The following is an 11599-nucleotide window of genomic DNA, read 5'->3' as shown; positions in this document are numbered from 1 at the left end:
TGAGAAAATCACTGATTGCGATCGCTACAGTTATGAGGATGTATTTGTGAGACGAGATGCGATTTTTTATGCAATTTTCAAGCGTGTTCCAGGATTGTTTTTCGAGTTAGTAGAACAACCACCAGCCGAAGCTGCTAGCTATCGTTTTGAATCAGTTGAAGTTAAAGAACCAACATTTCGGATTGATGGGGTATTTTTACCTCCAACTGATGCAACATCTCAAATGATATTTTTTGCTGAGGTACAATTCCAAAAGGATGAGTTACTGTACCATCGGTTTTTCTCCGAATCCATGCTGTATATGTATCGTAACCCATCGCTTTACGATGACTGGTACGGAGTAATTATTTTACAGTCTCGCAGCTTGGAACCGGAAAACACTACTATCCATAGATCACTACTGAACAGTTCCCAAGTACAACGGATTTATTTAGATGAGTTAGGTAGTCCTGATGAGCAAAGAATAGGTATCAGTTTGATGCAGTTGACTATTGCCTCAGAGACTCAAATGGTGCAAGAAGCGAAACGTTTAATTGAGCGGGTGCAACAAGAACAGATAACTGTCTTAGCGAAGGAGGAGATAATAGATGTAATCACAACGATTGCAGTTTATAAATTTGCCAAGTTAAGTCGTGAAGAGGTAGAGGCAATGTTAGGAGTTAAGTTAGAAGAAACTAGAGTTTATCAAGAAGCTAAACAAGAGGGGATGGAACAAGGATTAGAACTAGGAATACAACAAGGGCGAGAACAAGGATTAGAACTAGGACTACAACAAGGACGAGAACTAGCAAAACTTGAACTTGTACCTCAGTTCTTAGCTCGTGGTATGTCGATAGAAGAGGTTGCCCAATTACTTAATTTAACCATCGAACAAGTAAGGTTTGCAGCTGAGTAATCACAACAATTACTGGTTATAAATTTGCAAACTTAAATAGTGAAGAGGTAGAGGTGATGTTTGAAATTAAGTTACAAGAAACTAGGCTTTATCGAGAAGCTAAAGAAGAAGGACTAAAACAAGCACTAGAAGAAGGACGAGAACAAGCAAAACTTGAGCTTATACCTCGGTTCTTAGCTTATGGTATTTCAATAGAAGAGGTTGCCCAGTTACTTGATTTAACTATCGAACAAGTCGAACAAGTAAGACTTGCAAATGAGCAAGAATCTTCAACATCAACTCAGTAACTGCTGCAATTTTCATAGCAATGCCTAGTTTGGGCTACGCCTACATCCTTCCATATAAAAGCGTAGGCGTAGATATCGTGCCAAATAAAAAAGCCAGTGCTAAAGAGAATCAGTGGTACAAAACCAAAGATTCTCTAAATTTGTAATTTTATGATACAACATTACAGTTTTTAGCCAGCTATAAAACAAACAACAGTAAAGTGATACTATAATGAACCCTTTTCAACTCAACAAATATAGCGAGCAAGAACCAAGCGAAAAACAACAAAAAAGATTTCCTGGGTGGTTTGCTTTAGATTTTGGTACATCGAATTCGACAGTTACACTCTTCGATCCAATAGAAGTACCGATCGCAGAAATTTTACCCAAAGAACAAGAAATGCGACTGCGCGATCGCTTATCAGAATGGCTAAGTTCTCCCGCCTCAGTAGCTTTACCAGATGTCAGCACTGATGATTGGGAAAAGTTTATTGTAGAAATTAGCAAAAACCTGGAGATAGAACCCAGCCGATTGAGTGAAGTCTTTGAAAGTGACAATAAAGAGCGATTTTTGGAAGCAATTCGCCAAATTGAGCTTTCTTTAGGAAACAGCGAGAGATTTCGGCGTGCTGTCAGCAAAAAACTTTACCAAATCTATCATGAGGTGTTCCGCGTCCCTACCCTAGAGTCGCAAAATCTGATTCCAGTTGTGCTGGATATCGATCGCCGCGATACGGAAATTCCTAGCGAGTCGGAAATTTCGCACTTAGGCGACTTAAAATTGCGGATGGGAAGGGAAGCTAGAGATAACCGAAAAAAAGCGATCGCTCAAGGTACAAGCAGTTCTTTAAAAGAAATTATCAGCAGATTTCACCATTCACCCAAACGCTATTTTGGTCAGGAGCGATCGTTTTCAGTTATTTTGGATGGTGAAGAAGAAACAATTACCGCCAACCAACTAATTCAATCTGCTTGGGCGCATTTAATCGAGTTAACTGAAGATTATCGCCAACGCGCACGACGCAGGTTTTCTGAGGGAGAATTTTTAACAGCAGTTGTCACTTACCCAACAGTCGCACCACCAGTTGTTCGCAAGGAAGTTAGAGAACTGGTTGAGCAGTTGGGCATCGATGATGTGCAAACTGCTTATGATGAAGCCGTTTCTGTGGCAATATTCTTTTTATGGCGAGAATTTGGTGGTAATCTCAACATTGGTATTGAATCATTTAAAACCCGTTGTCGCCAAGTAGGAAACAAATGGTCACAAAATGTTCTTGTTTTGGATATTGGCGGCGGAACTACAGACTTAGCTTTAATTGAACTGACTTTAGAAGATAAAACTCCTACTTTTGCTGATTATGAAGACCGAGGTTTAGGAGGACGTTACTATAAACTCACTCCTAAACTATTAGGTTCATCTGGTCATTTACAGTTAGGTGGTGAGTTACTTACGCTGCGAATTTTTAGATTATTAAAAGTTGCGATCGCAGACTTTCTATTGACAGCAGTAACAACAGGTAATCTAGAAAATGAAAAGTTAGAAGATTTAATTAACTCCGAGTTAAACGAGCGCTTCTTAGAACAAGGTAAATTCAAAACTGGCAGTCTTTTAAAATGTATAGATAGAGAGAATCCAGAAGGTGATATTGCTTACAAAGATGCCTTAGATACTGCCGAGAAAGTGTTGCCTACCCGGTGGCAACAAGCACCTCAACGCCTACAATCTTTTTATATTCTCTGGGATCATGCAGAAGCAGCTAAACTTAAACTTGGGCAAAAACCACTAGCCGAAAACTCTCTATTAACCTTCACACTTTCTGAGCAACAAATTTCCGAACTGCTCACCCAAAGCGCCGTAAAATTCCAAGTCAAAGATCCCAATAGTATCAGTGTCACCCTAGACAACCAGCAATTTGAACGAGCCGCCGCTTCGGGAATTAAAGAAGCGATCGGCATTGCCAAAGGATTAATGGAAAGTCGTTTGCGTCCCGATGATCTCGCCAAAGATTCTTGGAATTCCCCAAAAGTTGATTGGTTAATTTTGTCTGGTAAAACTTGTAATTTAGACATAGTACAGCGCCAAATCTACCAAGAATTTAGTAAGTCTCCATATTTTGTCTGGAATCCAGAACGGATTACTTTTGTGCTGGAATTTACTAAGTTAGCAACCTCAGCAGGTGCTTGTTATGCCGAAAAGTTACGAAGATTGAGATTCGATCCAGAAGAGTCTAAAACCTTGTTGCGTAAGGGAGCCAACCAGTTAGAAATCGATGTTAAAAATCTGTTTTATTATTTGCCCTGCAACTTCAAACGCAAAACCCAAAGCAACGATTTACTCACCATATTCAAGGCTGGACAAGAACTCTATCAACTAGCACCTTGGGAAAGTGTTGCCAAGGTACGTACTACATGGCAAGGCATCCAATTAACTAATATTATTTACCGTCAAGACTACGAGGATGGAGATTTACGACTATGGGGTAGCTTCGACGGCAAAAACCTCATGAATAAACTGGGAATGCAAGAAGCTGAGTTTCTGAAAAAAATAAAAGTTCAGTTTGAGATTGACCAAACTCTTGAATTTAGTGTGTTGCTGTGTCAAGGAAATCCCCATTATTTAATTGATATTCCTGGTATTGATTTAGAATCAGTGGTTTCCGAAAAATCATCACTATTTGCTGATGGTAAATTGGACTGGAATATTGCTGTGGAAGGCTTCAACAAAGATTTAAATGATGGTGATATTGCCATCAATGTTCTTGAGTCTGCAACTGTAGATCAACCAGATGCTTATCATCTTGTATTTGAAGTAGGAAATGATGGTAGTAATTTGTTTCAAAAATTTCACTATCTACGCGATGGCGCGACGCAACCAGGAATGGGGTTAATTAGTAATCCCTTACCTCCCTTCCCGCAAACTGGCCAACACACTTTCTATATTTACCAAACAGATGCGGAAACCAACAGTAAAAAATGGATAAGAATTGGCGCACTCAGCAAACCAGATGTGACAACAGATTACCCTTGTCAATATCGTGTAACTCTAGACGATCAAGGCATTCTGCGGATGCACGCTGGTGAAGTGCCTTACTGGACATCACAAAATCAAGAATGTTTGAAGGAAGAAGGATGTGTTTATCGTGCTGAATTAGAATTGCAGCCTAATGAAGTTGATAAAGAACGCGATCCATTTTGCGGTATACATTAACTCTTGCATTAAACCTCTGCGTTGAAAAAATTAAGATTTTTAAACGCATAGGCGCTTCGCCTTCCTGTAGGGTAGGGACGCGGAGTAAACGCAAAGGTACGCAGAGGCTTGCCAAGTTTAATTCGCTACGAATCACATACAAGTAATATTTGGAGGTGAGATTCATGCAGCACTTGCGTCAATTATTAGAGATAGAAAATTCAGAGTTAGCTCAATTACTGCGGTTTGGTTTGTATGGGCTAAAGACTACTCTAAATCAGGCTCGCGTAGAATTACCACTAGATCCAGGAGCTAAGGTATGCGATGAGGTGCTGCAAGAACTTCATTACCTGTTGCAACCTGCACCGCCACAGCAAAATACTGGTTGGGAAGATGCGCCAAATGAGTTAAAACTCTGTCACCTCCAAGAAGCTTTTAATTCTGACTCAGAACTTAGTTATTATCTGGGTAATTCTCAACTCCAAAGCCAAACAGATTCTGATTTGTGGAATGAAATTCAAGGCAAACTGCTGCGAGTACCAGAAGATTTAGCGGCATCTTGGCAACAGCGCACTTTGGATCTGGCTGAACAAGTTGGTGCGATCGCAGATAATTCTAATCTCTATCAACTTCCCTTTATCCGCGATGAAATTATCTACCCCGGACTGAGTGGCACTGTTCAAACTCAGGGATTGAGCTTATCTCAACAAGCACTTTTAAATTCTCAAATTCCCCAAGGTAATATATCTGATTTATTAGCGGGATTCCTACATTTATATATAAAATTTATTGAAATCGATCCAGATTTACATCATGCTTTAAAAAGCGTTTTTAGCTTTGATGTCATTTCTTTACACTCCAAACCAGAACAGCGACATCAATATATTGAAGCTTTGAGCGATCGCTTCCAACGCACCCTTAAAGCGGAGGAAAATACCGACTCTCTATTAAATCTGCGTGCCTGGATTGACATGGACGAAGCGATACATTCCCTAATATTCGTACCACCAGCTGAACGCTATTCTTGGTGGGGAAAGTTGCAACACGAATCACGACGTATTCTGAAGAAAGTCACCGATCAAGCCATTAATGCAGGTAACGAAGTGCGAATTCGCCAATTATCGGGACTTTACGCAGATATATGTGCTTTATCTAAGGATGACCTACAACTAGACTGTGGTGGTATTCCTGGCGAAGTCTTAACTTGTCTTCGAGTATATGCACGAATTAATCAGGAAGAATCCCCAGGGCGTGTAATATTTCGCTCATCACGGTAAGAGAATTCTCTGGTAAAGCAAAGGCAGACGATTTTATGAATCGCTGCCTAGCTTAATTATCTAATGAAGGTAAAAACGTTTAAATCTATAAAATGCCCCAGAAGTGTAAAATCCCTTGACCAGAAAACACTTCAAGCGCAACAGCAGATATAAAACCAATCATTGCAAAACGACCGTTCCAGTTTTCGCTCTGAGGAGTGAAGCCCCAGCGCAAAGCATTAGGATCTTCTGAAACCGAAGGCGTAGTCTTCTTAACGTCTACCATAAATAATACTCCGAGCTTTTTTGTGTTGTAACAGTTATCACTGCCTGTAAAGTAATGTAACAGGTTTTTATGAAAATGCAACATAAACTTAGGAGAAAATTCAGTAGGAGATATTACGGATACGTAGTTTTATCTTAATAAGTTTGCAATACCAACAACGGCAAACTAGCAACAGCGAATTAACTATGACTCACTACCGGGAAAAAATACAGGTAAGATAAATGCTGTCAAGATTCCACACAACACAATCACCTCAATAATTCTGAGGGAAAAATTGTTTTGCATAAAATTATTTTTTAGCGCACCGAAGTTAGCGGAATTACTCAACCAACTACGAAAACGACTAGACCATTTAACAGGACTATCTTCTGGGCGAAACTTCCATGAAAAAATGGAGAGTAACAACGGCGCACCACCCACCTTGGTAGACATCAAAACATGAATTGCCACACAGCAAACCATGACAACCCAGGCGCAAAGGTGGAGAGAGTACCAAATATGATGTAGCTGCATTGTGGGGAGCCACTCTTCCTTCATCATCCTGCCAGAATTAACAGCCAAAACAGCGGCGATGAGCATGAGAGTATTTGCCAGACGTTGCAAGCTAACCCACCAAATCGGCCTGCCAACCTGGGTTAGTTGCCGCAAAGAATCAGATTGAAGCAAGCGCTTTTGTCCAGCATGAAAGCTATAGAGAGCAAAAGCTGGTAAAAGAAGTAAGAAAAATAAAGCAAAAGTGCCGTGAATCCCCTGAATATCCGCGATTTGAGGAAATGGTATTTTACCAAATCGGCGATCGTATGTGTTGTAAACTAGAAATCCGGTAATAATTGCCGCTATAACTAAAATTCCACTTAAGCCGTGAAGAATTCGCAACAATAAAGGTTGATAGGGTGCAGAACGGGGCATAACAATAGTCCTTAATAGTCGAAGATGGCGAATTGAAGATGCTTTTAATACTGTAAAGCGACTCTTAGGCTTAAGTTGTTTATGGACTAGTGATGTAATTTTGGGAAGTTTTTGCAGTGGGGTAGCCGCACCTCACCAGGAACAAAAAACCCCGCCGCCACTGGGGACACTACGGGTACAGCAAAAAGAGGACACTTAAGAAAGTTAAGAAAGTTAAGAGATATTTAATAAAAATTTTATATTTTAATAAAAAATAATTCTCACTTGATTAGCGTTTCTAGGCTCGAAAATCGTCTAACTCTGTTAAATTAACAAAGCTATCTCAAGCTATTACTCCTGAAAAGGTTACAAAGCAGACTGGATAAAACTTATAGCCCCTAGCCCTTGCCTAATTGGGGTAGTTTTTTGGGCTTCAAACGCATTAATTGATGAGCTAATAGTTGCTCTATCCAACAATTGTCGATAGCTGTTTTGCAAAATACGACTGGTAGAGTCCGTAACGGGGTAAGACGCGATCGCCCTCAAAGCGAATTAATCCCAAACCTTCAAGCTTGTAAGTGTCAATAGGATTAAGAGAAATACCTTGCTTTGCTGCCAGAATTTCAGCATAAGTCTTTGCCAGTCTAGGATTTTCTTGCAGTTTAATCAACTGTCGCCATAAATGCTCGCGGTAGATGCCACCATTGGCGATCGCTTCCTCTATTATTTCTTGCAGATTCATTTCTTGAGACTTAAGATAGTACAAACTAATCTGAATTAGTGCTGGATGTCCTCCCACTAATGACATCAGTTTGGCAAAATCTTTAGCTTTAAACGAGTCTAAACCATATCGCCTAGCTAAATCTTCTACTTGTGGTTGAGTAAAATCATTCAGACGAATAGGTAGGCCAATATTAAAAGGAGAAAGGTTAATATCCATAGAGATATAGTCTTCGGTTGAGTAAACCATTACTAACCTCAGCTTTTGCCAGTTGGGATTGTGTCGTGCTTCCTCACACCATGACCGCAACAAAGCAAAAAACTCGTGACAAATGTGAGGATATTCAAAAAAACGGTCAATTTCATTCAAGACTAAAACCACTGGGCCTTGACATTGCTCGAGCAAATAGTTTTCTAAATAGAAGCCGCTACTCAAGTTGTAGCCAATTTCTTCATTCCACTTTTCCTTAAGATTGGGGTCAATACCTAATTGAGTTGCAATTTTCCAGCAAAGACGACGCAACAGTTTATTTAAATCAGTTAAACACTCGCTATCGAATTGGTTGCAATTCAGATTCACAGTCTGATACCCAAGTTTCTGTGCAAAGGCACAAAGCCGCAACACAAGAGAACTTTTACCCATCTGTTTGGGGGATCTAATCCGAATCACACAGCCACTAATAGTTACTTCTCGATAAACCTTTCTCTCTAGTGGAGGACGTTCAATATAAAAGTGAGAATCTAAAGGTACGGGGCCATCCGGGTATGACCAAAGATTTTCTATCTGTTCAGTTTGTGTGTGATGTTCTTCGACAAATGAGGTTAATTTAGAACGTTGAGATAAATTTTCTTCTATATTTGCAATAGACAATAACTCAGATGTTTCAGTCTCATTTGCTTTGTTGACTATGGTGTAGTCTTCGCTATGTAATTCTAGATTAAAAGCGCTAAAGCAGAGTTTTATAGTTTTTTGATCTACACTTTCACTTAAAGACCATAATTTACTCAAAGTTCTACTAGAAACATGAATGCGCGAACTTATTTCTTCTAAACTCAAGTGTTCGCCTTTATTTTCTACTATCTCCACAGAAAGAATTGCTGATTGCAACCGTTTAATTCCTGTGGATGTTAGTACAACTCCTCGTGTGCGTTTAGTTTTATACATTGCTGTTCCAAGTATTTATTATTAATGAGTGTCACAAGCAACAATTTTTTCTATTTACATACTGAAACTGGAATTTAACATAGCAATTTTTGATGCACTTTCATTTCATTTTTTCTTAAAATCTATAGAAATTCTAATAAACTAAGTTATATTATATTAGCCTGATAGTAAACACTGAGATCAATTATCTATTTCTCCTACTTTTCCCACTTTTCACACTTTTTTATTTGGTGTTTTGATAGTTAGCTTGTAAAAACTCTCTGAAGAAATGAAGTTCTTGCACTTATCATTTACCTGAATTTGTACAAATGTGATTTAATAAATAATGTAATATTTTTTAACTTATATAATTTGTGACTTTCTCTTCTTGGTGCGTTGCAAAAATATTATCGCTTTAGTAGAACTCTATGTACTGAGTATTAATAGTTGTGGAACTACTTTTAATCAAGACTTGGTTGAAATTATGCACAACCAAAGCCCAAAAATATATAAATATATTCATGCATTGTGTTAGTGATAGTTTATACTTATTATCTGGCATACAATGCAAAACTTATTTAACAGATGTATTTTAATTACTAGCTTCTACTAAGAAAAGGGAAGATATTCTAACTTTCTTGATACCCATTGAGGAGTGAAAACACTCCTGTAAATCAGATTTTTAACTCTCAGATAACCGTTATTATTTTCCACTAAACCAGATAGCAAGAGTTCTGTCTGGTCTTCACTATTATCGGCTGATATCAAGTTCTGTATCGGGTTTCTATTCCTTACTTCCTCTACTTGTAACACCTGTTGATAAATATTTAATAATTTCCCTGCTTTGTGTTCGTCAAAAAGTAAGCGATCTCTTATGGTACGGAGATGTTCAGGTTGATCTTGGAATTCCCAATGTTGAATAATGCGCGATCGCACCAATTGTTCTACCCAATATCCTTCAGCACCTTTTGGTATAATAATCGTTTCCTTATAACTTTCTAAAGCAACTTGCACAACTAACTGACAAAGCTTTTGCGTGAGAAACGGTTGTCCTCTTGTCCAATGAATAATGTACGCCAATATTGCCTGTGGCTGGCTGACTACTTCTTCTAAACCGTAAGCCAAAGGCATGGCTTCATGTAATTGAAAATCACATAACTTAATTGCTTGACCAATATTAAAGGGCGTTAGATGTCGATCAGCAATTAGGTTAGATGGACTAGCTACACCAAACAAAGCAAAACCCAAGCGTTGAAAGCTTGGGTTGTGTGATTGCTGCTCATAACAGTAACGAATCCAGATAAAAAAATCGTTGACCGGGAAGTTCAAACTTAACAGGCTATTAATATTGTCAATAAAGATAAAAATGCGATTATTTTGAATTACTCTCAGCAACACTTGTTCAACAAATTTATATAGCTGTTGTACAGGATCAAGCTCTGATTGTTGCTCCCACCAACTTTCAAAGTTGACCTGCTTTGTCAGATTTAACTTGTGAAACAGGCTGAAAATAATACTTTTATACCATTGTATAGGTGTAATTTGATTAGTACCTAATAAAGCTAAACTCAAATAAACACATATATGGTTTTCTTTTTCCAAGCGATGAATAGTCCTATGTAGTAAAGATGATTTACCTGTTTGATGGCAGTTGAAGATGTAACAAAAATCTCCTGTTTTTAATCCAGTATAAAGTTGTTCGTCTGCTTGACGGACAATATATGTAGAGTCATCATACTTCAGGCTACCACCGACCTGATATCTCATAGTCAAGTCAATTCCCATCAATAGGGATACTTGTACTTTTGTAACCAATACTATATTTAAATGTAACAATATTCTGATATAATTTAACTATTAACTTCATTATTTTTACTGTTATTTAAGTTTTAAATTTCTTATCTTTCCTTGCATTATCTGATGGCGATCGCCCTGCTTCATCAATCTCAATGAATAGCTTCTTCCTAACTCTTATGCTACATGCCTAGCTTTCTATTCCACTTACTTCCTTTTCATTGCGCTGTTGAATTAAAATTTGATAAATCTAGGTTGATATTTTTAGCTATAGTGTAACCGCCCAGCGTAGCTGAACGCACTTGTCTTGGTTAGTAAATAATCTGAGTTTGGGATAAGTAGATGGACAGAAATAAAGTAAAGACAGAGCAGACGAGACACCTACGCTACAAGAGGCTAATTGTTTTTGTAAGATGGGAATTATACCTGCCATAGCCAATAAAAGAATATTTTATTTGCAGACATATCTTCTCTTAGCTAAAAAGAAAAATCAAGGAAAGTTAAGACATTTAAGTAAATTCTTGAGATAGTTAAGACAGGAATACTGCTCGGTTAAGGAAAAAAGTAGGCTCAAACCCTTGAAATATCCTGGTCTATATGCCCAAAGAGCTTAAGTGAGCAATATTAGTTAATACCAATTCTTTATGAAGCTGCATAGAATTCGATCCCCCCTAGCCTAGGCTGTTGACTTTGTGCATTTTTCGGGAATTTTCGGGAAAATTATTCGTGTTATTTTTGCTTGACTTAAAGTGCCTGCTTCAGGCACTTTAAGTCAAACACAAGCGACACATTTTTTGCATGAAGTCTTATGGGCTAAAGGATACAGAGTCAACACCCTACCCCTAGCCCCCCTTAAAAAGAGCCACGGTGTACACACAAGTACTATCTGAAAGGGTTTCAGGCGTTATAGTCCCCTTAAATTGTCATTACGAGCGCAGTGATAACGGAGCGTTCGCGTCAGCGTCTCGTAGAGAAGTAATCACATAATCCCGTGAGTTTTTGCGATTGCTTGTCTACGACACGCACTCGCGTTCGCCATGACAGACTTTCAGAGCGATCGCACAATCCTATTGCTAGAGGACGAAACCAAGTGTCAGGTGGGATTTCACGACTTGTGTGTACACCGTAGCCTTTTTAAGGGGGATTTAGGGGGGGATGAAGAT

10 protein-coding genes are annotated in these 11599 nt (G+C 38.6%); 6 read left to right on the top strand and 4 right to left on the bottom strand.

Annotated elements, in window-relative coordinates; translation table 11 throughout:
• The first annotated feature begins 46 nt into the window (after positions 1 to 46).
• The 5 genes from ANSO36C_RS07030 (at position 47) to ANSO36C_RS07015 (ending at position 5625) form a co-directional block, all read left to right on the top strand.
• Entirely contained in the window at positions 47 to 895 is an 849-nt protein-coding gene (locus ANSO36C_RS07030) for an Rpn family recombination-promoting nuclease/putative transposase (RefSeq protein WP_251958950.1), read from the top strand.
• A gap of 56 nt (positions 896 to 951) precedes the next feature.
• Complete coding sequence (locus tag ANSO36C_RS07025; RefSeq protein ID WP_251958949.1) at positions 952 to 1182, top strand: aspartate aminotransferase; 231 nt, start codon at positions 952 to 954, stop codon at positions 1180 to 1182.
• A gap of 20 nt (positions 1183 to 1202) precedes the next feature.
• Positions 1203 to 1328 (top strand): hypothetical protein, encoded by a 126-nt coding sequence (locus tag ANSO36C_RS33835; RefSeq protein ID WP_267145359.1) that lies wholly within the window; start codon positions 1203 to 1205, stop codon positions 1326 to 1328.
• A 65-nt stretch (positions 1329 to 1393) separates the two neighbouring features.
• On the top strand, positions 1394 to 4369 hold the full coding sequence (locus ANSO36C_RS07020; protein WP_251958948.1) for an acetate and sugar kinases/Hsc70/actin family protein: 2976 nt from the start codon (positions 1394 to 1396) through the stop codon (positions 4367 to 4369).
• Positions 4370 to 4533: 164 nt separating this feature from the next.
• Entirely contained in the window at positions 4534 to 5625 is a 1092-nt protein-coding gene (locus ANSO36C_RS07015) for a hypothetical protein (protein ID WP_251958947.1), read from the top strand.
• Positions 5626 to 5710: 85 nt separating this feature from the next.
• On the opposite strand, the gene ANSO36C_RS07010 is transcribed toward ANSO36C_RS07015, so the two are convergent.
• The 4 genes from ANSO36C_RS07010 to ANSO36C_RS06995 all read right to left on the bottom strand — a co-directional run bounded on the left by ANSO36C_RS07010 (position 5711) and on the right by ANSO36C_RS06995 (position 10457).
• Positions 5711 to 5890: a high light inducible protein gene (locus ANSO36C_RS07010; protein WP_251958946.1), complete on the bottom strand. Its 180-nt coding sequence runs from the start codon at positions 5888 to 5890 to the stop codon at positions 5711 to 5713.
• 183 nt (positions 5891 to 6073) lie between these two features.
• Positions 6074 to 6799, bottom strand: a complete 726-nt coding sequence (locus ANSO36C_RS07005) for a cytochrome b/b6 domain-containing protein (protein WP_251958945.1) — start codon at positions 6797 to 6799, stop codon at positions 6074 to 6076.
• 445 nt (positions 6800 to 7244) lie between these two features.
• Positions 7245 to 8663, bottom strand: coding sequence for an AAA-like domain-containing protein (locus ANSO36C_RS07000; RefSeq protein ID WP_251958944.1), 1419 nt, complete (start codon positions 8661 to 8663; stop codon positions 7245 to 7247).
• Positions 8664 to 9251: 588 nt separating this feature from the next.
• Entirely contained in the window at positions 9252 to 10457 is a 1206-nt protein-coding gene (locus ANSO36C_RS06995; RefSeq protein WP_251958943.1) for an AAA-like domain-containing protein, read from the bottom strand.
• 970 nt (positions 10458 to 11427) lie between these two features.
• On the opposite strand from ANSO36C_RS06995, the gene ANSO36C_RS06990 reads away from it, so the two are divergent.
• On the top strand, positions 11428 to 11565 hold the full coding sequence (locus tag ANSO36C_RS06990) for a hypothetical protein (protein WP_251958942.1): 138 nt from the start codon (positions 11428 to 11430) through the stop codon (positions 11563 to 11565).
• Positions 11566 to 11599: the final 34 nt, after the last annotated feature.

Origin of the sequence: Nostoc cf. commune SO-36 (assembly GCF_023734775.1) — a bacterium.
Lineage (GTDB): Bacteria > Cyanobacteriota > Cyanobacteriia > Cyanobacteriales > Nostocaceae > Nostoc > Nostoc commune_A.
Note: the sequence above shows the minus strand (reverse complement) of the source record. Positions and strands in the feature narration are given on the sequence as shown.

Bases quoted from the DNA above. Each gene is read 5' to 3' on its own strand.
- ANSO36C_RS07010 (WP_251958946.1), bottom strand. From the start codon at position 5,890: ATGGTAGACGTTAAGAAGACTACGCCTTCGGTTTCAGAAGATCCTAAT.
- ANSO36C_RS33835 (WP_267145359.1), top strand. From the start codon at position 1,203: ATGCCTAGTTTGGGCTACGCCTACATCCTTCCATATAAAAGCGTAGGC.
- ANSO36C_RS07000 (WP_251958944.1), bottom strand. From the start codon at position 8,663: ATGTATAAAACTAAACGCACACGAGGAGTTGTACTAACATCCACAGGA.
- ANSO36C_RS07015 (WP_251958947.1), top strand. From the start codon at position 4,534: ATGCAGCACTTGCGTCAATTATTAGAGATAGAAAATTCAGAGTTAGCT.
- ANSO36C_RS07020 (WP_251958948.1), top strand. From the start codon at position 1,394: ATGAACCCTTTTCAACTCAACAAATATAGCGAGCAAGAACCAAGCGAA.
- ANSO36C_RS07005 (WP_251958945.1), bottom strand. From the start codon at position 6,799: ATGCCCCGTTCTGCACCCTATCAACCTTTATTGTTGCGAATTCTTCAC.
- ANSO36C_RS07025 (WP_251958949.1), top strand. From the start codon at position 952: ATGTTTGAAATTAAGTTACAAGAAACTAGGCTTTATCGAGAAGCTAAA.